Origin of the sequence: Aurantimonas sp., from assembly GCF_964217435.1 — a bacterium.
Classification (GTDB): Bacteria; Pseudomonadota; Alphaproteobacteria; order Rhizobiales; family Rhizobiaceae; genus Aurantimonas; species Aurantimonas coralicida.
Genome location: NZ_CAXPJM010000043.1, coordinates 1 through 19,898, shown reverse-complemented (window position 1 = coordinate 19,898; position 19,898 = coordinate 1). Strand labels below are relative to the sequence as shown.

16 protein-coding genes and 1 pseudogene are annotated in these 19,898 nt (G+C 68.1%); 15 read left to right on the top strand and 2 right to left on the bottom strand.

Features of this window, described 5'->3' with window-relative positions:
- Positions 1 to 119: 119 nt before the first annotated feature.
- Positions 120 to 1,079 (bottom strand): polyprenyl synthetase family protein, encoded by a 960-nt coding sequence (locus tag ACEQX1_RS16505; RefSeq protein WP_370192823.1) that lies wholly within the window; start codon positions 1,077 to 1,079, stop codon positions 120 to 122.
- A 294-nt stretch (positions 1,080 to 1,373) separates the two neighbouring features.
- Here ACEQX1_RS16505 and ACEQX1_RS16500 point away from each other — a divergent pair, with 294 nt between their 5' ends.
- The 13 genes and pseudogenes from ACEQX1_RS16500 (at position 1,374) to ACEQX1_RS16440 (ending at position 15,548) form a co-directional block, all read left to right on the top strand.
- Positions 1,374 to 1,592 carry a DUF2007 domain-containing protein gene (locus ACEQX1_RS16500; RefSeq protein ID WP_370192815.1) on the top strand — a complete coding sequence of 73 codons (219 nt, stop codon included), beginning with the start codon at positions 1,374 to 1,376 and terminating at the stop codon, positions 1,590 to 1,592.
- A 31-nt stretch (positions 1,593 to 1,623) separates the two neighbouring features.
- Positions 1,624 to 2,385: a methyltransferase gene (locus ACEQX1_RS16495; RefSeq protein WP_370192816.1), complete on the top strand. Its 762-nt coding sequence runs from the start codon at positions 1,624 to 1,626 to the stop codon at positions 2,383 to 2,385.
- An 87-nt stretch (positions 2,386 to 2,472) separates the two neighbouring features.
- Positions 2,473 to 3,348 (top strand): S49 family peptidase, encoded by an 876-nt coding sequence (locus ACEQX1_RS16490; protein WP_370192818.1) that lies wholly within the window; start codon positions 2,473 to 2,475, stop codon positions 3,346 to 3,348.
- Positions 3,349 to 3,480: 132 nt separating this feature from the next.
- Positions 3,481 to 3,675 carry a hypothetical protein gene (locus tag ACEQX1_RS16485; protein ID WP_228240113.1) on the top strand — a complete coding sequence of 65 codons (195 nt, stop codon included), beginning with the start codon at positions 3,481 to 3,483 and terminating at the stop codon, positions 3,673 to 3,675.
- A gap of 221 nt (positions 3,676 to 3,896) precedes the next feature.
- Positions 3,897 to 5,065: pseudogene (locus tag ACEQX1_RS16480) on the top strand (zinc-dependent alcohol dehydrogenase).
- 196 nt (positions 5,066 to 5,261) lie between these two features.
- Complete coding sequence (locus ACEQX1_RS16475; protein ID WP_370197108.1) at positions 5,262 to 6,212, top strand: glycine--tRNA ligase subunit alpha; 951 nt, start codon at positions 5,262 to 5,264, stop codon at positions 6,210 to 6,212.
- Between the two features lie 115 nt (positions 6,213 to 6,327).
- On the top strand, positions 6,328 to 7,224 hold the full coding sequence (locus ACEQX1_RS16470; protein ID WP_370197105.1) for a neutral zinc metallopeptidase: 897 nt from the start codon (positions 6,328 to 6,330) through the stop codon (positions 7,222 to 7,224).
- A 34-nt stretch (positions 7,225 to 7,258) separates the two neighbouring features.
- Positions 7,259 to 7,702 (top strand): endonuclease domain-containing protein, encoded by a 444-nt coding sequence (locus tag ACEQX1_RS16465; protein WP_370193609.1) that lies wholly within the window; start codon positions 7,259 to 7,261, stop codon positions 7,700 to 7,702.
- Between the two features lie 212 nt (positions 7,703 to 7,914).
- Entirely contained in the window at positions 7,915 to 10,206 is a 2,292-nt protein-coding gene (glyS, locus tag ACEQX1_RS16460; RefSeq protein WP_370193608.1) for a glycine--tRNA ligase subunit beta, read from the top strand.
- Between the two features lie 398 nt (positions 10,207 to 10,604).
- A complete protein-coding gene (locus ACEQX1_RS16455) occupies positions 10,605 to 12,125 on the top strand; it encodes a glycoside hydrolase family 25 protein (protein ID WP_370193607.1) in 1,521 nt (506 codons plus the stop codon).
- A gap of 193 nt (positions 12,126 to 12,318) precedes the next feature.
- The gene (locus tag ACEQX1_RS16450; RefSeq protein ID WP_370193606.1) at positions 12,319 to 13,287 is read left to right on the top strand and encodes an L-threonylcarbamoyladenylate synthase; all 969 of its coding nucleotides are present in this window, start codon (positions 12,319 to 12,321) and stop codon (positions 13,285 to 13,287) included.
- Positions 13,288 to 13,374: 87 nt separating this feature from the next.
- Positions 13,375 to 14,808, top strand: a complete 1,434-nt coding sequence (locus tag ACEQX1_RS16445) for an FAD-binding oxidoreductase (RefSeq protein ID WP_370193611.1) — start codon at positions 13,375 to 13,377, stop codon at positions 14,806 to 14,808.
- A 170-nt stretch (positions 14,809 to 14,978) separates the two neighbouring features.
- Positions 14,979 to 15,548, top strand: coding sequence for a DUF6101 family protein (locus tag ACEQX1_RS16440; protein WP_009210645.1), 570 nt, complete (start codon positions 14,979 to 14,981; stop codon positions 15,546 to 15,548).
- A gap of 61 nt (positions 15,549 to 15,609) precedes the next feature.
- On the opposite strand, the gene ubiA is transcribed toward ACEQX1_RS16440, so the two are convergent.
- Positions 15,610 to 16,617, bottom strand: a complete 1,008-nt coding sequence (gene ubiA, locus ACEQX1_RS16435) for a 4-hydroxybenzoate octaprenyltransferase (RefSeq protein WP_370197103.1) — start codon at positions 16,615 to 16,617, stop codon at positions 15,610 to 15,612.
- Positions 16,618 to 16,881: 264 nt separating this feature from the next.
- On the opposite strand from ubiA, the gene purD reads away from it, so the two are divergent.
- Both purD and ACEQX1_RS16425 read left to right on the top strand, forming a co-directional pair.
- The gene (gene purD, locus ACEQX1_RS16430) at positions 16,882 to 18,150 is read left to right on the top strand and encodes a phosphoribosylamine--glycine ligase (protein WP_370197132.1); all 1,269 of its coding nucleotides are present in this window, start codon (positions 16,882 to 16,884) and stop codon (positions 18,148 to 18,150) included.
- Between the two features lie 186 nt (positions 18,151 to 18,336).
- The coding region (locus tag ACEQX1_RS16425) for an acyl-CoA dehydrogenase (protein WP_370197101.1) at positions 18,337 to 19,898 on the top strand (1,562 nt) is incomplete at its 3' end.

Below are 19,898 nucleotides of genomic sequence, written 5' to 3'. Positions count from 1 at the left end.
TCTGGCCGATTCGCCGAGGTGAAGCCAAGCCACACGGCAATGCAAGTCCCGCCCGTTCTGGACGCAGAGATTGTCGGGAATGCGACCCGCGGCGGGAGCCTCGCCCATGCGACGATGGGTCAGCTCACCCGGTCGATGCAGAATTCCACGACGCCCAGCATCGCGTCGCGGCTGGGGCTCTGCGGCAGGCCGCTGGCGGCGGCGTAGGCGGCCTCGCCATACTGGCGGGCGCGCTGGACGGTCTCCTCGAGTGCGCCGTGCTGGTGGATCAGCGCGGTGGCGCGGGCCAGCGCCTCGTCGTCGTTGCGGCCACCCTCCATCGCCTCGCGCCAGAACGCCTTCTCGGTGTCGTCGCCGGCCTGATAGGCGAGGATGACGGGCAGGGTGATCTTGCCTTCGCGGAAATCGTCGCCGGTGTTCTTGCCGAGCGCGGCGGCGGTGCCGCCATAGTCGAGGACGTCGTCGACGAGCTGGAAGGCAAGGCCGAGGCTGCGGCCATAGTCGCGCATGGCGGTGCGTTCGGCCTCGCCGGCGCCGGCGATGACCGGGCCGACTTCGGCGGCCGCCGCGAACAGCGCCGCCGTCTTGGCGTCGATCACGGCGAGATAGTCGGACTCGCTGGTGGTCATGTGCTTGGCGGCCGACAACTGCCAGACCTCGCCCTCGGCGATCACCGAGGAGGCGGTGGACAGGATGTCGAGGGCGGTCAGCGAGCCGACCTCGACCATGGTCTTGAAGGCCTGGCCGAGCAGGAAGTCGCCGACCAGCACGCTGGCCTGGTTGCCCCAGATGGTGCGCGCCGTCTTCTTGCCGCGCCGCAGGTCGCTTTCGTCGACCACGTCGTCGTGCAGCAGGGTCGCCGTGTGCATGAACTCGACGCTGGCGGCGAGCTTCACATGGGCGTCGCCGCGATAGTCGTGGGCCAGGGCGGATGCGATGGTCAGCATCGGCCGCAGCCGCTTGCCGCCCGACGAGATCAGATGCTCGGCGATTTCCGGGATCAGCTCGACATTCGATCCGGCCATGGCGAGGATCAGGTCGTTGACGCGAGCCATGTCCGGCGCCGTGACCGCGATCATCGGCTCGATCGAGGCGCGGCTGTCGGTCCGCTCGACGGGGCTGGCCAGGCTCACAATGCTACTCCGTGGGTTTGCGTCGCTGCGCTCGCACGGGCGAGGCGGCTTGTCGAGGGCACAGATGGCGTCCCGATCGCGGTTATAAAGGCCGCGCGACGGTGCGTCGCCTGCGGCGCGGCGGCTTCGCGGTTCGAGCGCTTGCTATGGCCGGCGCTCTTCAGGCACTTAAGGGGCGTTGCGGTCGTCATCGGCCGTCCCGTTCGTCGGCTTCGGTCGTCAAGATTCGCGGAGCCATTCATGCAGGAACTCATGCGGTCCAACGATGCGGTGCTGCTGTCCTTCGTCGATGCACTGCTGAAGGATGCGGACATTCCGCATTTCCTCGCAGATGTCCATATGAGTATCCTCGATGGATCGATCGGCGTCCTGCCGCGGCGCGTGCTGGTGGACACCGATCGCGTGGATCAGGCCCGCCGCATCCTCAAGGATGCCGACCTCGGTCATGAACTCTCCTGAGCCGCGAACACCCGCGTCCTGCGGGGCCGACATGGCGACCCGCTGCGACCGCTTCTATGGTGGCCGCTTCGCCCTGCTGCAGCCGCAGGGCCGCGGCTATCGCTCCGGCCTCGATGCGCTGCTGCTGGCCGCGACCCTGCCGGCGACGGCGACGGGGCGTCTCGCCGACATCGGCGCGGGGGCCGGCGCCGTCGGGCTGGCGGCGGCCTTCCGCAACGCCTCCGTCGACGTCACGCTGGTGGAAAACAGCCCAGTCATGGCCGATCTCGCCCGGCGCGGACTGGAGCTGCCGGCCAATTCCGAACTGGCCGGGCGCCTGCGGCTCGTCGAGGCCGACATCCTCGCCGGCGGCACGGCGCGCGCCGCGGCGGGTCTCGGCGACGGCACCTTCGGCCATGTCCTGACCAATCCGCCCTACCATCCGCATGACCACCGGATCTCGCCCGATCCGTTGCGGGCCGCGGCGATGAGCGCGGCGGACGGCGATTTCCTCGCCCGCTGGGTGCGCGCCTGTGCCGCGCTGCTCTCCCATGGCGGCCGCTTTGCCACCATCGTGCGCACCGACGCGCTGCCGACGCTGCTGGCGGCCTGCGACGGGCGGATCGGGGCGCTGCGGCTCCTGGCGATCCATGCGCGCGCCGACGCGCCGGCGCCGCGGCTGCTGGTGCTCGGCCGCAAGGGATCGCGGGCGCCGCTGAGCCTCCTGCCGGCGCGCATCCTGCACCGGCCGGACGGCACGCTGACCGAGTTCGCGATGGCGGTGGCGGAGGGGACCGCCGATCTCGGCTGCTAGTCGCGGCGAGGCTGCACGCCCGCGTTGCGAAGCGGTGCGGGACGCTTACATGAAGGGCATCCTGTTCTGCGACAAAGGCCCATCCTCTTGGCGAACCGTCTGACCAAACTTATTCCTGCCCGCCTGCGCCCGGATCACACGGTTATTCCCGTGGTGCGGCTCAGCGGCATGATCTCCTCGGGCGGCACCGCGCTGCGGCCGTCCCTGTCGCTGGCCTCGGCCGCGCCGCTCCTGGCCAAGGCCTTCGCCCACAAGAAGGCGCCGGCGGTGGCGATCGTCATCAATTCGCCCGGCGGATCGCCCGTCCAGTCGCGGCTGATCTACCAGCGCATCCGCGATCTCGCCGAGGAGAAGGACAAGCAGGTGCTGGTCTTCGTCGAGGATCTGGCGGCGTCCGGCGGCTACATGATCGCCTGCGCCGGCGACGAGATCATCGCCGACCCGTCCTCCATCGTCGGCTCGATCGGCGTCGTCTCCGGCTCCTTCGGCTTCGTCGAGGCGATCGCCAAGCTGGGAATCGAGCGCCGCGTCCACACCGCCGGCAGCAACAAGGCGACCCTCGACCCGTTCCAGCCCGAGCGGCCCGAGGATGTCGAGCATCTGAAGTCGCTGCAGCTGGAGGTGCACAAGACCTTCATCGACCTGGTCAAGGACAGCCGCGGCGCCAGGCTCGCCGACCACGACGACCTCTTCACCGGCCTGTTCTGGTCCGGCCTGCGCGGCCTCGAACTCGGCCTCGTCGACCGGCTGGGCGATCTGCGCGGCACGCTGCGGGCCCGCTTCGGCAAGAAGGTGAAGCTGGAACTGGTGCAGGCCAAGCGCACCCTGTTCGGGCGCCCCCAGCCTGGCGTTCACGCCGGCATGGCGGCGGGCGAGGGGATGGCCGGGATCGGCGCCGGCTTTGCCCGCGAGGTGATGGGCGTCGCCGAGGAGCGGGCGCTGTGGGCCCGTTTCGGCCTGTGAACAGGCATCGGGCGGCGCGGCCTGACGATCACGGCCGCCTCGCCGCGAATGTGAAGGGCGGGCCGCTGTGATCCTGCCGCTTTTGGTTGCCAAGGTCGTGGCCACGGCGCATAATTGTCGGGGAACGGAGCGATGATCGCCTACATGCCGCAGTTACTACTTCTGGGTCTCGTGGGGGCCGCCGCGCTGTTTGGCTACAAGCAGATGAAGCGCGATGCCGAACGGGTGTCGGAGAACAATCGCCGCTCGGAGGCCGAAAGCCGCACGGGCGCGCAAGGCACGCTGGTGCGTGGCCCTGACGGCGTCTATCGCATCAAGAAGGACTGATCCGCGCCAGCGCGGGTCCTGGCATTGCGAGGCGCCATCCGGCGCCGCGACGCGCGTTGACGCGCCCGTGCCTTTCCTGTCCCGCGCCGGTCCGCTGATCCCTTGTGGACCACCGGTTGCGTAGGCGGCTGCCTATTCGCAGGCCTCAGGCGTCGGAACTTGGCGCGCTTTGCGGGGATTACCCGGTCATCCCACGAACGCGATGATCCCGGAGTTCCGCCATGAAAGCCATTACCTGGCACGGCAAGCACGACATGCGCTGCGAGACGGTGCCCGATCCCGAAATCGAGCATGGCCGCGACGCCATCATCAAGATGTCGGCCTGCGCCATCTGCGGCTCCGACCTGCATTTCTACGACGGCTTCATGCCCGGCATGGAATCCGGCGACATCGTCGGCCATGAATTCATGGGCGAGGTGGTCGAGGTCGGCAAGGACAACAAGAAGCTGGCGGTCGGCGACCGCGTCGTCGTGCCCTTCACCATCGTCTGCGGCGAATGCGACCAGTGCCGGCGCGGCAATTTCTCCGTCTGCGAGCGCTCCAACCGCAATGCCGAGACGGCGGCCAAGATGTTCGGCCACACCACCGCCGGCCTGTTCGGCTACTCGCATCTGACCGGCGGCTATTCCGGCGGCCAGGCGGAATATGTCCGCGTGCCTTTCGCCGATTTCGGCCCCGTGAAGGTGCCGGAAGGCCTCAGCGACGAGGAGGTGCTGTTCCTCGGCGACATCCTGCCGACCGGCTGGCAGGGCGCCAAGAACTGCGACATCCAGCCCACCGACACGGTGGCGATCTGGGGCGCCGGTCCGGTCGGCCTCTTCGCCCTGCAGAGCGCCATCATCCAGGGCGCCAAGCAGGTGGTGGTGATCGACGAGGTGCCCGAGCGCCTGGCGATCGCCGCGCGGATGGGCGCCATCACCATCAATTTCCAGGAAGAGAGCACCGTCGAGCGGCTGAACGACCTGACCCAAGGCAAGGGCCCGGAATGCTGCATCGACTGTTCGGCATGGAGGCCCATTCGGGCTACGAGGCCGAGCATCTGTTCGACCGCGCCAAGCAGGCGATCATGGCCGAGACAGACCGGCCGCATGTCCTGCGCGAGATGATCTATGTCTGCCGTCCGGGCGGCACGATCTCGGTGCCGGGCGTCTATGGCGGCCTCGTCGACAAGATCCCCTTCGGCGCGGCGATGAACAAGTCGCTGAGCTTCAAGATGGGCCAGACCCACGTCAACAAATGGGCCGACGATCTGCTCGGTCGCATCCAGCAGGGGCAGTTCGACACCACCTCCTTCATCTCCCATCGCGGCACGCTGGAGGATGGTCCGGAGCTCTACAAGACCTTCCGCGACAAGACCGACAATTGCACCAAGGTGGTGCTGACGCCGTAAGGCGCGGACCCGACCGATCGCAGACGGGGCGGATCTCGATGATCCGCCCCGTTGTCATTCAGGCCGCTGGCAACGCCTCGCCACGGCCCCCTCCGGCCCGGCGAAATGCGCCGTGCCTTGACCGCTTCGCGGCGCTCGTGGCAACTCGCGGCCAATTCCCGCCTCCTTCGAGGGGCCGCAAGCCGGATTCCGCGAAATGTCTGATCTTCCCCCGCACATGGACCCGCGCCGTTCCTTCCAGGCGCTGATCCTGACGCTGCACCGCTACTGGGCCGATTACGGCTGCGTGGTGCTGCAGCCCTACGACATGGAGGTCGGGGCGGGCACCTTCCATCCGGCGACGACCCTGCGCGCGCTCGGCCCCAAGCCCTGGAACGCCGCCTATGTGCAGCCCTCGCGCCGGCCCAAGGACGGCCGCTATGGCGAGAACCCCAACCGGCTGCAGCATTATTACCAGTATCAGGTGATCCTGAAGCCGAACCCGTCGAACCTGCAGGAGCTCTATCTCGGCTCGCTGCAGGCGATCGGCATCGACACCGACCTGCACGACATCCGCTTCGTCGAGGACGACTGGGAGAGCCCGACGCTGGGTGCCTGGGGCCTTGGCTGGGAATGCTGGTGCGACGGCATGGAAGTGTCGCAGTTCACCTATTTCCAGCAGGTCTGCGGCATCGAATGCGCCCCGGTGGCGGGCGAGCTGACCTACGGCCTCGAGCGGCTGGCCATGTATGTGCAGAATGTCGACAACGTCTACGACCTGAACTTCAACGGCCGCGAGGGCGACGAGAAGGTCACCTATGGCGACGTCTTCCTGCAGGCCGAGCAGGAATATTCCCGCTACAATTTCGAGATCGCCAACACGGCGGTGCTCTTGAAGCATTTCGAGGACGCCGAGGCCGAATGCCTGGCGGTGCTCGAAGCCGGCGCGCCGGAGGGGGCGAGCCCGCTGCATCGCTGCGTGCTGCCGGCCTACGACCAGTGCATCAAGGCCTCCCACGTCTTCAACCTGCTCGACGCCCGCGGCGTGATCTCGGTCACCGAGCGCCAGAGCTACATCCTGCGGGTGCGCACCCTCGCCAAGGCCTGCGGCGAGGCGTTTCTGCTGACCGAAGCGGGCGGAGCGTCTGCGGCGATCGCCGCCGCCTGATCCCGAAAACGCGTCCGCGACGTACCAATTTCGTCTGCGGCCGTTATATCGCCCGCAAGCGACAAGGTCCGGCGTCTCCGAACAGGAGATTGCCGCCGAACAGAGGGTCGATCGCATGCAGTGGCGCGGACGCAGGCAATCCAGCAATATCGAGGACAGGCGCGGTTCGGGCGGCGGCTTCGGCGGCCGTGGCGGCGGAATGCGCTTGCCGGTGCGGGCCGGCGGTGGCGGCACCATCGGCATCATCATCGTCGCACTCGTCCTGTGGCTCGGCTTCGGCATCAACCCGATGCAGCTGCTCGGCATGGCCGGCGGCGGCGGGGGCGGCGGCAGCGTCCAGACCACCCGGTCCGGCCCCGGCGTTGCCGGCACGGCGGACGAGACCGACGATTTCGTTGCGACGGTTCTGGCCGACACCGAGGATGTGTGGAGCCAGCGCTTCCAGGCGGCCGGCGAGACCTATCCGGCGCCGACCCTCGTTCTGTTCGAGAACCGGGTCCAATCGGCCTGCGGCATTGCCGGCTCGGCCAGCGGCCCGTTCTACTGCCCGTCGGACCGCAAGCTCTATATCGACCTCAGCTTCTTCGACCAGCTGCGCAACCAGCTGAACGCGCCGGGCGACTTCGCCCAGGCCTATGTGATCGCCCACGAGGTCGGCCACCATATCCAGAACATCACCGGCGTGCTGCCGCGCTTCAACCAGGCCCGCCAGAACATGAGCGAGGCCGAGGCCAACGCCATGTCGGTGCGGGTCGAGCTGCAGGCCGACTGCTATGCCGGCGTCTGGGGCCACGACACACGCCAGGCCGGCTATATCGAGGATGGTGATATCGACGAGGCGCTGAACGCCGCCCGGCAGATCGGCGACGACACGCTGCAGAAGCGCGGCCAGGGCACGGTGGTGCCGGACAGCTTCACCCACGGCACCTCCGAACAGCGCCAGACCTGGTTCCGCCGCGGTTTCGAGACCGGCGATTTCGCCGCCTGCGACACGCTGGACGGCGCGATCTGAGGACGGCTGCGTTCGCAACTGACGGCTCGCCGCCATGGCGATGACGCGCCGCGAGGCGAAGGCGCATCGTGCGCGCCGCGCCATCGCTTCGCAGACCACCGCGCTGGAGGAGAGCCTCTGGCGCGGCATCCGCCTGATCCCGGTCGAGGGAGCGCATTTCCATCGGCAGGTGGTGATCGGGCCGTATCTGGCCGACTTCGTCTCCCATCGCCTGCGCCTGGTCATAGAGGTGGACGGCGCCCAGCATGCGCGTCCCGAACAGGCGGCGAAGGATGCCGTGCGCGACGCCTGGCTGGCGGACCGTGGCTACCTGGTGCTGCGCTTTGCCAACAGCGCCGTGCGGGCCGATGCGGCGGCGGTGATGGACAGCATCCGCGCAACCGTTGCGGAGCGGATGCTGCTGCCCCCCGGCGAGGAACCTGCGAAGCCGGCGCATGTCGGCAAGCCGCGTCCGCGGCCGAAGCCCGGCAGCTCCTGACGGCGGCGAGCGCACGCATTGCCATCCTTGACACGATCCGAGCCGTGGTCGAAGAGCGACGCCGAACGTGGGACGATCGATGATCTTGCCCCCAGCCTCCTCTTGCGGGGGCCGCGCAGGCGGCAGATGGGGACCGGTCGTTCCTGCCACCCACCCCGGCGCACACGCGCCGACCCTCCCCATCGAGGGGAGGGCGAGGATAAGCCGAGCCCATGCCCGACCTTCTGCTCGAACTCCGCTCCGAGGAAATCCCCGCGCGCATGCAGCGCAAGGCGGCGGGCGATCTCAGGAAACTCGTCACCGACGCGCTGGTCGAGGCGGGGCTGACCTATGAGGGCGCCCGCGAATACTGGACGCCGCGGCGGCTGACACTGGACGTGCGCGGCGTCGATGCCCGCTCGAGGGACGTCGTCGACGAGCGCAAGGGCCCGCGCACCGACGCGCCGGAAAAGGCCATCCAGGGCTTCCTGCGCGGCGCCGGCCTCGCCTCGATCGACGAGGCGACGATCCAGTCCGATCCCAAGAAGGGCGATTTCTACGTCGCCACCATCCGCAAGCCCGGCCGGCCAGCGGAAGAGATCATCGCCGACGTGATGCCCGGCATCGTCCGCGGCTTCCCCTGGCCGAAATCCATGCGCTGGGGCCCGGCCTCGCGCGCGCCCGGCAGCCTGCGCTGGGTGCGTCCGCTGCAGTCGATCCTGTGTACCTTCGGGCCCGAGACCGAGGAGCCGGTGGTCGTCGATTTCGAGGTCGATGGCATCCGGGCCGGCAATGTCACGCGCGGCCATCGCTTCCATGCGGCCGAGGAATTCCGCGTCCGCCGCTTCGACGATTATGTCGCCGGGCTGGAGAAAGCCTTCGTGGTTCTCGACGCCGAGCGGCGCAAGGACATGATCCGCCACGACGCCGAGAACCTCGCCTTTGCCCGCGGGCTGGAAGTGGTGCCCGACGAGGCGCTGCTGGAAGAGGTCTCCGGACTGGTCGAATGGCCGGTGACGCTGATGGGCGAGTTCGAGGAAACCTTCCTGCAGATCCCGCCCGAGGTCATCCAGTTGACCATCAAGGTCAACCAGAAGTGCTTCGTCACCCGCCGGCAGGGCGGCGACGGCACGCTGTCGAACCAGTTCGTCCTGGTCTCCAACATCGCCGCCAGCGACGGCGGCGCCGAGATCGCCCGCGGCAACGGCAAGGTCGTCCGCGCACGGCTCTCCGACGCGCTGTATTTCTGGCAGACCGACCAGGCCGACCTGCCGGGCCGTGACGCGCTGGCCCCCGCGGCGGAAAAGTTCGGGCTCGATCTGGCGAAACCGCTCGACCAGCGCATGGCCAAGCTCGATGCGCTGGGCGTGACCTTCCACGCCAGGCTTGGCACCCAGGGCGAACGCGTCGGCCGCATTGCGGCGCTGGCGCAGGAGATCGCCGCAACGGTGTATCCCGATGGCGCGACGCTCGCCGGCGCGAAGGTGTCGGCGGACGAACTCAAGACGCTGGTGAAGCGCGCGGCCGTGCTCGCCAAGGCGGATCTGACCACCGAGGCAGTGGGCGAGTTTCCCGAGCTGCAGGGGCTGATGGGCCGCTATTACGCCGCGCTGCAGGGCGAGCACCCGTCGGTGCAGGCGGCGCTGGAAGAGCATTACAAGCCGCTCGGGCCGACGGATTCGGTGCCGACCGATCCGGTGGCGATCTGCGTGGCGCTGGCCGACAAGCTCGACATGCTGGTCGGCTTCTGGGCGATCGACGAGAAGCCGACGGGCTCCAAGGACCCCTATGCGTTGCGCCGTGCGGCGCTGGGCACAATTCGCTTAGTGTTGGAGAACAAGCTACTTAATTCGCTTAGGAAAATGATCATTTTTGCATATGATCACTTCGCAATCCCATTGGGCCATCAGAACCTATCGCGTGTCGACGAGCAACGCTTTGATGATGTGGAGAGCTTGGTCTTGGTGGAGACCTTGTCGCTCGACCTTCAGGCAGACCTTCTCGCCTTCTTCCATGACCGGCTGAAGGTGCAGCTGCGCGAATCCGGCGCCCGCCACGATCTGGTCGATGCGGTGCTGTCCGGCGGATCGGGCGGCGATCGCGGCGACGACCTTCTCGACGTCACCCGCCGCGTGACCGCGCTTGGCGCCTTCCTCGACACAGAGGACGGCCAGAACCTTCTCGCCGGCACCCGCCGCGCCGCCAACATCCTCGCCGCCGAGGAGAAGAAGGGCACCCGCGTCGCCGACGCCGTGTCGCTCGATCTCCTGAGCGAGCACGAGGAAAAGGTGCTGGCCGGTGCCATCGACCGGGCCGAGATGGAACTCGACGCAGCGCTCGCCGTCGAGAACTACGCCCACGCCATGACGGCACTCGCCGAACTGCGCATTCCGGTCGACGCCTTCTTCGAGACCGTGCTGGTCAATGCCGAGGACGAGGCGGTGCGCGCCAACCGGCTGGCGCTGCTCGACCGCATCCGTGCGGCAACGCGTCGCGTCGCGGACTTTTCGCGCATCTCCGGCTGACCCTCTTCGCCGCCTGAGACAGCTCTCAAGGCCTGACACGACAGCAGACGGCGTCCGCAACACCATGCGGGCGCCGTTTTGCGTTGTGCCTCGCGCTGCGCGTCATCGGGTGACCGAACTCCGGGGTTCAGGCCTGCCGGGCCCGGCGCGCCCGCGGCGTTAACCCTCGGGTAAACATAAGCTTCGATAACATGAAGACTTGTGTCAAATTGCTTGCATTCCCGCAGCAATTCGGACAGCGCGCCGCAGGCTGTAACATTTCGTGATCGGGATGCCCGGAACCTGCCAGAATTCGATGAGAAGGGTCTGACAGTGCCGATTGGCGGATTGGAGCGGATGCTCAGGGGATCGCCTCCCGGCCCATTCGACTGCAAGAGACTTCGAGGGGAAACCACCGAATGACGAAGACGAGCGCCGCCTTTGCGGCTGCCCTGAAATTCGCCTGTACTCTTGCTGCCGGCGTCATGCTGGTCAGCGCGACGCCTGCACAGGCAGAATGGAATGCGCCTTGGAAATCCGAGGACAACGCTCTCGTCATCGACGCCTACGAGTTCAATCCCATCAACTGGCAGGAACTCGCCTCCGACAAGCGCATCGCCGGCTTCATCAACAAGGCCTCCGACGGTCTGCCGCCCGAATGGAGCTGCGGCAAGTCCAGCGGTGACGATTACAAGCTCTGCAAGAACCGGTGGTGGAAGTACTCCGTCACCAAGGAACTCTACATGACCCGTCGCGAGATGGCGAAGATGAAGGGGCTCCTGTGGGGCGCCTACCATCTCGGCCGTCCGGGCAATCCGCGCGAGCAGGCCGACCATTTCGTCGACTTCGCCGAGCCGGCCGAGGACGACCTGATCGCCCTCGACATCGAGGACAACAGCGACGAGTGGATGAGCCTGTCGGACGCCGAGATCTTCGCCGACCAGATCAAGATCCGCACCGGCCGCTATCCTGTCCTCTACACCAACGGTTCGACGGCGCGTTACATCTCCCAGAACAAGGCGGAATATCCGCTGCTGTCGCGCCTGCCGCTCTGGTACGCCCGCTACCGCGAGGACATCACCGGCAAGTTCCCGGAAGAGACCTGGCCGAGCTACGCCCTGTGGCAGTTCTCCTCCATGCACAATTGCAACAGCCGCAGCTGCCCCTACCGGGTGAAGGGCGCCAAGACCGACATCGACGTCAATGTCTCGTCGCTCGACGTCGCCGGCCTGCAGGCCGCCTGGCCCTTCGCCGAACTGATCGACGAGCCGAAGCAGGAGACCGATCCCGCCATGCTGGTGGCCTCGCTCGATGAAGGCACCAAGGCCGAGATCGCCAAGGCGGCCAAGCCGCGCAGCGAGGTCGCGAAGGCCAAGGGCACCCCGTCCGCGCCGGTCGCCGGGACCGTGGCGGCTGCCTATGGCCCGAGCGAGGTCCATGCCACGCTCGATCCGCTGAAGATCCTGACCGAGGTCGCTCGCAAGGAGCATGCCGGTCCCAAGCGCGTCGTCGCCGAGCCGGGCGCTGCACTGGCCGGTGCCGTTCTCGATACGGCCGCGGTGGAGCAGCTGGGCGACCATGTCGAGACGCTGAAGGGCGCGATCGCCTATGCGGCGAACGAGATCGACCGCCTGTTCATCGGCCGTGCCGAAGCCGCGACGCGCCCGGAAGGGGCGTCCGCGCCGCAGCTCGACGAGATGCCGAACGCCGATCGCCGCGCCGGGCTCGACCCGAAGCAGCGCTCGCGCTTCCTCGCCATCGTCGAATCGGCCGCCGCCGCCCAGCGGGCCAACGCCCTGCCGATGCCGGCGCGGGTTCTCTCGCAGCTCGGCCCCGACACCTCCGAGCGCAGCAGCCGCGTCGTGCCGCAGGCCCAGCGCCATGCCGGCCTGGAGCGCCCCGAGCGCCGCATCCTGAGCGCCTTCGCCGCCACCCGCTGAGACCGGCTTCGGGCCGCCGACCCCGAGAAAGGGTCGGCCGACTACCGCAGGAATTGCTGTCCGGCGCGCAGCCTGCCGGCGAAAACCACGCTGCGGCACGGCCTGAAACCCGGCCATCCGCACAGCATCGGCGCCGCCTGATCGGGCCCGCGCCTCTTTCCTTTCCGCTCCGCTTCTGCAATCGGTCCTGACCGTGAAGACCGAACTCCTCTCCGCCGATGCGCCCGATGCGGTGCGCCGTGCCGTCGCGCTGCTGGCGGCGGGCGAACTTGTGGGCATTCCGACCGAGACCGTCTACGGCCTTGCCGCCGACGCCACCGACGGGGCCGCCGTCGCGCGGATCTTCGAGGCCAAGGGCCGGCCGCGCTTCAACCCGCTGATCTGCCACGTGCCGGACCTCGCCATGGCCGCGACGCTGGCTGAGATCGGCCCGGTCGCCGCGATGCTCGCAGAAGCCTTCTGGCCGGGGCCGCTGACCATGGTCTTGGCCCTGAAAGAGGGTTCGCCCGTGCATCCGCTGGCAACGGCGGGCCTTGCCACGGTCGCCATCCGGGCGCCGCAGGGCATTGCCGGCCGGCTGGCCGCCGCGCTCGGACGACCGCTCGCCGCGCCCAGCGCCAATCCCTCCGGCCGGGTCAGCCCGACCAATGCGGGCCAGGTGCTGCGCGGTCTCGGCGGACGCCTGCCGCTGATCCTGGACGGAGGTCCCTGCGAGGTCGGTGTCGAATCGACCATCGTCATGCCCGAGGCCGATCGGCTGGTCCTGCTGCGGGCCGGCGGCGTCGGCCGGGCGGAACTGGCGCGGGCGACGGGCCTGCCGGTGGTCGATCCGGCCGGCGATGCGGCGATCAATGCGCCGGGCCAGCTGACCTCGCATTACGCGCCCGCCGGCCGGGTGCGGCTCGACGCGACCGAAGTGGTGCCGGGCGAATATCTGGTCGCCTTCGGGCCGGCTCCGGTCGCCGGGCAGGACCAGGCGGCGGCGATCGTCAATCTCAGTCCCTCCGGCGATCTGCGCGAGGCGGCGGCCGGGCTTTTCGCCGCGCTGGCGGGTTTCGACGCACCGGAGATCACCGCCATCGCCGTGGCGCCGATCCCGCATGCGGGTCTCGGCGAGGCGATCAACGACCGCCTGCGCCGGGCCGCTGCGCCGCGCGGCTGATCAACACGATTTCGCAATCCGGACTGCCTTTGTCGCCACGGCGACCCCGTCTCGACGGATCACGCCGTGCGGGCTATTCACATGGGCATGACCGAGATCGATACCGCCCTTCCCGAAGCCCTTCTTGCCCGGTTCGCCGCCATTGTCGGCGACGCCAACGCGCTGCGCGCGCCGGACATGGTGGCGCCCTATCTGCAAGAACCCCGCGACCTGTATGCCGGCCAGACGGCGCTCGTCCTGCGCCCCGGCAGTGTCGAGGAGGTGTCGGCCATCCTGCGTCTTGCCAATGAGACCGGCACGGCGATCGTGCCCCAGGGCGGCAATACCGGCCTCGTCGGCGCCCAGTCGCCGCGCTCGAAGCGCGAGGTGCTGGTCAATCTCTCCCGGCTCGACCGGATCCGCGACGTCGACCCGGTCGGGCGGACCCTGACGGTGGAGGCAGGCGTCGTCCTGAAGCGTGCCCAGGAAGCGGCCGACGATGCCGGTCTCCTGTTCCCGCTGTCGCTCGGCTCGGAAGGCTCCTGCCAGATCGGCGGCAACCTGTCGTCCAATGCCGGCGGCACCGGGGTGCTGGCCTATGGCAATGCCCGCGAACTCTGCCTCGGCGTCGAGGCGGTGCTGGCATCAGGCGAGGTGATCCATGGCCTGCGCCGCCTGAAGAAGGACAATCGCGGCTATGATCTGCGCCATCTGTTCATCGGCGGCGAGGGCACGCTCGGCATCATCACCGCGGCGGTGCTGAAGCTGTTTCCCAAGCCCGCCGGACGCGAGGTGGCCTATGTCGGCCTCGCCTCGCCGGCGGCGGCGCTGGACCTTCTGAAGCTCGCCGAGCGGCAGGCCGGCCAGCAGCTGACTGCCTTCGAGCTGATTCCGCGGATCGGCCTCGACTTCACGCTGCGCCACACCCAGGGCGCCCGCGACCCGCTGGAATCGCAGCATCCCTGGTATGTGCTGATGGAGGTCTCCTCGGGCCGGTCACAGGAGGAGGCGGCCACGACGCTGGAGGGCGTCCTGACCGCGGCCTTCGAGGCGGAGATCATCGCCGATGCCGCCATCGCCCAGTCGCTGGCCCAGGCCGAGAATTTCTGGATGATGCGCGAGGAGATGAGCTGGGCGCAGAAGCCGGAAGGCGGCTCGATCAAGCACGACGTGGCCGTGCCGGTGGCGAAGGTGCCGGACTTCATCGCCGCCGCCGACGCGGCCGTCCTGGAGGCCATTCCCGGCGCGCGGATCGTCGCCTTCGGCCATCTCGGCGACGGCAACATCCACTACAACATCTCGCAGCCGGTCGGCGCCGACGCCGATGCCTTCCTCGCCCGCTGGCACGAGATGAACGACCTCGTCCATGGCATCGTCGCCGAGATGGACGGCACGTTCTCGGCCGAGCACGGGATCGGCCAGCTGAAGCGTGACGAGCTGGCCCGCACCAAGGCGGGCGCCGAGATCGAGCTGATGCGGCGGCTCAAGACGGTGTTCGATCCTAACAACATCTTGAACCCCGGTAAGCTCGTTCAGGTTTGATTCAAGTTTTCGTCTTGGTAACCCTCGTCGGAGTGAGGAACACTTAACCGCCTTTCTTAGCGCGACTTCAAGATGCGCATCCTACTGTCGTCATATCAAAGCCGGGAGACATCGGCTGACAGGGAGAGACCGAAACATCGGCTCTCGACAGAGGCAGAAGGCGTCAATCCATGAGCATCGCTCCGAACACAGCAGCCCGGCCCAATTGGGCCACCGTTCCGGTCCGCCTCGATCCCGCTGCCTCAGACCGTCGCCAGACGATCGAGATGGTCGAGGACGGGGAAATGGTCACCTACAAGGTCGATCGCCGGGGCGCTGTCGTCCATCGCAAGCTCGATCAGTCCGGCATTCCGGTGTCCATCGCGCTGCCGGCCCGCGCCTTCAAGGGCGTCGCGGCCCGCGCCATGGAGAATGGCGACGGCGAGGTGACCGTCACCCTCGAGCTGCATCACCACGACCCCAAATGCACCGTGCCGCTCCTGGTGGCCAGCGACCTTTACGACGTGGCCGCCGACTGGCGCGGCTGGGCCGACCTGTTCGGCCTGCCGATGCTGATGGTCGAGGCCGACGGCACCATCCAGAGTCTCGAAGAGACGCTGGGGAAGATCAAGGCGGCTGCTCCGGCACCGCGTCGGCGCTCGCCGAACCGCCAGCGCCGGCCGCGCTTCCTCGCCCGTCGCAAGCCGGGCCTCGGCATCCGCATGATCGTCAGCGGCGAGGAGATCATCGCCCGCCACTGATCGTCGGCAGATGACGGCAACAGATCGAGCGCCGCGCATCCTGTGAGGGATGCGCGGCGTTTCAGCTTGCCGGGATCGGGAAGGACAGCGACCAGAGCGCCGAGACGATCAGGCTGAAGAAGACGATCCAGCCGAAGATCGTGTTCGACTTGAACAGGCCAAGGCACTGGTCCGGATCGTCGATGTCGAGGGTGCGGATCTGCCAGATCATCTGGAAGGCGCCGATCGCCAGGCCCGCATAGGCCGGCCAGCTGACCCCGCCGCCGCTGGCCTGCCCGGTGGAGACGAAGGCGGCGAGGAACAGCGCCAGCGTGCCCAGGTAGAGGATCGTCAGTGCGCCCTTGGTCCGCTCGCCGAACAGCCTTGCGGTGGAGCGCACGCCGACCAGCGCGTCGTCCTCCTTGTCCTGATGGGCGTAGATCGTGTCGTAGCCGATGACCCACAGGATGCTGCCGGCATAGAGCAGCACGGGCGCCAGCGACAGCGTGCCCCAATAGCCGGCCCAGCCCATGAGTGCGCCCCAGGAAAAGGCGAGGCCGAGGCCGAGCTGCGGCCAGTCGGTGAAGCGCTTCAGGAACGGGTAGATCGCAACCGTGCCCAGCGACGCGATGCCGAGCAGGATGGCGAAATTGTTGAACTGGATCAGCACCAGGAAGCCGGCGGCGGCCTGCAGGGCGAGGAAGATCTTCGCCTGGCGCCGCGAGACCCGGCCGGAGGGCAGGGGGCGCGAGCGGGTGCGCGCGACCATGTCGTCGATCTTCTGGTCGACGAGGTCGTTATAGGTGCAGCCGGCGCCGCGCATGGCGATGGCGCCGATCAGGAACAGCGCCAGGTGCCACAGGCTCGGCAGGCCCGTATGCACCGCGCCGGCGGCCACCGCCTGCGGCGCCAGCGCGGCCGACCACCAGCACGGCCACAGCAGGAGCTGCCAGCCGATGGGGCGGTCCCAGCGGGCGAGCTGCGCGTAGGGCCAGGCGCCGCGCGGCAGCGTGCGATAGACCCAGTTGTTCGACGGCGCGTCGGCAACGCGATCAGCCTTGTCGACGAGGGTGCCTTTGAGATTCGACATGCTTCCGACCATGTCCGCAAAAATGCCGCAGTCAAGTTTTTTCGACGAAGAACCGTGCGACTTTCTCGCGTCGGGAACTTGACCGCAGGGCGGACTGAAACGTAATCCGCAGCGTCGGCTGTCGGGCGCGGCCGGAACGGACAGGTCTGCCAAGATCAAAGACCGTCCGTCCGCCGTGAAATCTCGTGGAAATTCATCGCGTCCGGTGCGGGGACTTGCCGATCTCCGCCCGCGCGACAAAGACGCTGGCAGGACTGCATGACGATCAATGTTCTTCTCATCGGATCGGGTGGCCGCGAGCATGCGCTCGCCTGGAAGATCGCCCAGTCGCCGGAACTGGGAAAACTGTTCGCCGCGCCGGGCAATCCCGGCGTTGCCGAACATGCCGAGATCGTCGCCCTGGACGTGGCCGATGCGGCCGCCGTCACCGGCTTCTGCCGCGACCATCAGATCGGCCTCGTCGTGGTCGGTCCCGAACAGCCGCTGGTCGACGGTCTGGCCGATGCGCTGAACGAGGCCGGCATCAAGGTGTTCGGTCCGTCGAAGGCCGCCGCGCGGCTCGAGGGCTCGAAGGGCTTCACGAAGGATCTGTGCACGCTGCACGACATCCCGACCGCCCGCTACCGGCGCTTTTCCGATGCCGCGGCGGCCCGCGACTACATCAATGCCGGCGGCGTTCCGATCGTCGTGAAGGCCGATGGGCTGGCGGCCGGCAAGGGCGTGACCGTCGCCGAGACCAAGGAAGAGGCGATCGCCGCCGTCGACGCCTGCTTCGAGGGCGACTTCGGCGGCCCGGGCGCCGAAGTGGTGGTCGAGGACTTCCTCGAGGGCGAGGAGGCGAGCCTCTTCTGCATCTGCGACGGCGAGCGGGCGCTGTTCTTCGGCACGGCCCAGGACCACAAGCGCGCCTTCGACCGCGACCGCGGCCCGAACACCGGCGGCATGGGCGCCTATTCGCCGGCCCTGCCGATGACCGACGCGGTGACCAAGCGCGTCATGCGCGAGATCGTCGAGCCGACGCTGGCCGGCATGACCGCCGCCGGGACGCCGTTCCGGGGCGTCCTCTATGTCGGCCTGATGCTGACCGAGACCGGCCCGAAGCTGATCGAATACAATGTCCGCTTCGGCGATCCGGAGTGCCAGGTGCTGATGATGCGCCTTGAGAGCGACGTCCTGCCGATCCTGCTGGCGGCCGCCGAGGGCGACGTCTCCGGCGTGCGCCCCGAATGGTCCGACGCCCGGGCGCTGACCGTGGTCATGGCCGCCGACGGCTATCCCGGCACCTATGCCAAGGGCACGGCGATCCGCAGCCTGCCGGCGCCGGACGCCTCGATGCGGGTCTTCCAGGCCGGCACGACCCTGACCGAAGGCGGATTGGTGGCCTCGGGCGGGCGCGTCCTCAATGTCACCGCCACCGGCGACACGGTGAAGGAAGCGGCCCGCCGCGCCTATGAGGCGGTCGAGGCGGTGGACTGGACCGAGGGCTTCTGGCGCTCCGACATCGGCCATCGCGCCATCATGACCGAGGCCTGAGGCGAGGCCGCGGTCGCCGCTGAATTCTCCCGCACATCCCGTGCATCCCCGTCGCCGCGCCTGTCGAAGGGCGCAGTGACGCGTCGCCGTGCGTCCGCGCATGCGGCAATGCACATCCATGGCTGGGAAACCATCGGCGCGACCATACATTAGGCGCACAGGAGTTTCGAACCGGGAGCGCACCCCATGTCCTTTCGTCAGGAAAAGCTGACGCGGCCGATCTTCAAATGGGCGAAGACGGTGATGCCGCCGATTTCGGCCACGGAACGCGAGGCCATCGACGCCGGCACCGTCTGGTGGGACGGGGAGCTCTTCACCGGCAATCCCGACTGGGACAAGCTGGTCGCCATGCCGCCGGCGCGGCTGTCGCCCGACGAGCAGGCCTTCCTCGATGGCCCCGTCAACGAGCTCTGCGGCATGATCGACGAATGGAAGCTGGTCTGGGAGGACCGCGACCTGCCGCCGGAAGTCTGGGACTTCATGCGCCGCAAGAAGTTCTTCGGCATGATCATCCCGAAGGAATATGGCGGCCTCGGCTTTTCCAACACCGCCCATTCGGAAGTCGTGCGCAAGGTCTCCTCGGCCAGCGTCGTCGCCGGCGTCACGGTGATGGTGCCCAACTCGCTCGGACCCGGCGAGCTGATGCTGCATTTCGGCACGCAGGAGCAGCGCGATCACTGGCTGCCGCGGCTGGCCGACGGCCGCGAGATCCCCTGCTTCGGCCTGACCTCGCCGGAAGCCGGCTCCGACGCGGCGGCGATGACCGATCGCGGCGTCGTCGAATATGGCGAGCACGAGGGCGAGCGCAAACTCGGCATCCGGCTAAACTTCCACAAGCGCTACATCACCCTCGGCCCGGTCGCGACGGTGATGGGTCTCGCCTTCAAGATGTTCGACCCCGAGAACCATCTGGGACGCGGCGAGGATCTCGGCATCACGGTGGCGCTGATCCCGACCGACACGCCAGGGGTGCGCACCGGCGACCGGCACATTCCGGCCTTCACCTATTTCCAGAACGGCCCGCTCTACGGCGAGGACGTGTTCATTCCGCTGGACTGGATCCTCGGCGGGGCCGAGCAGATCGGTCAGGGCTGGACCATGCTGATGACGGCACTGGCCGCCGGGCGCGGCATCTCGCTGCCGTCGCAATCGGCCGCGGCGGCCGCCTGCTGCGCCCGCACCACCGGCGCCTATGCCCGGGTGCGCACCCAGTTCAACGTGCCGATCGGCATGTTCGAGGGCATCCAGCAGCCGCTCGCCGAGATCGCCGCCAACGCCTATCTGATCGACGCCGCGCGGCGGCTGACCGTGGCGGCGCTCGACGAGGGCCACAAGCCGTCGGTCGTCTCGGCGATCATGAAGGCCCACGCCACCTATCGCATGCGTGAGTCCGTCGAGCGGGCGATGGATATCCATGGCGGCAAGGGCATCATCGACGGGCCGAAGAACTATCTCGGCGCCCAGTACAAGTCGGTGCCCATCGGCATCACGGTCGAGGGCGCCAACATCCTGACCCGCAACCTGATGATCTTCGGGCAGGGCGCCATCCGTGCCCATCCCTACATGCTGAAGGAATTGCTGGCCCTGTCCGACGAGGACGAGGATCGCGGACTGAAGGAGTTCGACACGCATTTCTGGAAGCATGTCGGCCATTCGCTGACCAATGCGTTCCGCTGCTTCGTGCGCGGCTGGACCGGCGGCATGGCCGCACCGGCGCCCAAGAACGCCGCCTTCATCGGCCATTGGCG

Excerpts from the sequence above, each read along its gene's own strand:
- ACEQX1_RS16505 (WP_370192823.1), bottom strand. The coding sequence starts at position 1,079 with ATGATCGCGGTCACGGCGCCGGACATGGCTCGCGTCAACGACCTGATC.
- ACEQX1_RS16500 (WP_370192815.1), top strand. The coding sequence starts at position 1,374 with ATGCAGGAACTCATGCGGTCCAACGATGCGGTGCTGCTGTCCTTCGTC.
- ACEQX1_RS16495 (WP_370192816.1), top strand. The coding sequence starts at position 1,624 with ATGGCGACCCGCTGCGACCGCTTCTATGGTGGCCGCTTCGCCCTGCTG.
- ACEQX1_RS16485 (WP_228240113.1), top strand. The coding sequence starts at position 3,481 with ATGATCGCCTACATGCCGCAGTTACTACTTCTGGGTCTCGTGGGGGCC.
- ACEQX1_RS16475 (WP_370197108.1), top strand. The coding sequence starts at position 5,262 with ATGTCTGATCTTCCCCCGCACATGGACCCGCGCCGTTCCTTCCAGGCG.
- ACEQX1_RS16470 (WP_370197105.1), top strand. The coding sequence starts at position 6,328 with ATGCAGTGGCGCGGACGCAGGCAATCCAGCAATATCGAGGACAGGCGC.
- ACEQX1_RS16465 (WP_370193609.1), top strand. The coding sequence starts at position 7,259 with ATGGCGATGACGCGCCGCGAGGCGAAGGCGCATCGTGCGCGCCGCGCC.
- glyS (WP_370193608.1), top strand. The coding sequence starts at position 7,915 with ATGCCCGACCTTCTGCTCGAACTCCGCTCCGAGGAAATCCCCGCGCGC.
- ACEQX1_RS16455 (WP_370193607.1), top strand. The coding sequence starts at position 10,605 with ATGACGAAGACGAGCGCCGCCTTTGCGGCTGCCCTGAAATTCGCCTGT.
- ACEQX1_RS16445 (WP_370193611.1), top strand. The coding sequence starts at position 13,375 with ATGACCGAGATCGATACCGCCCTTCCCGAAGCCCTTCTTGCCCGGTTC.
- ACEQX1_RS16440 (WP_009210645.1), top strand. The coding sequence starts at position 14,979 with ATGAGCATCGCTCCGAACACAGCAGCCCGGCCCAATTGGGCCACCGTT.
- ubiA (WP_370197103.1), bottom strand. The coding sequence starts at position 16,617 with ATGTCGAATCTCAAAGGCACCCTCGTCGACAAGGCTGATCGCGTTGCC.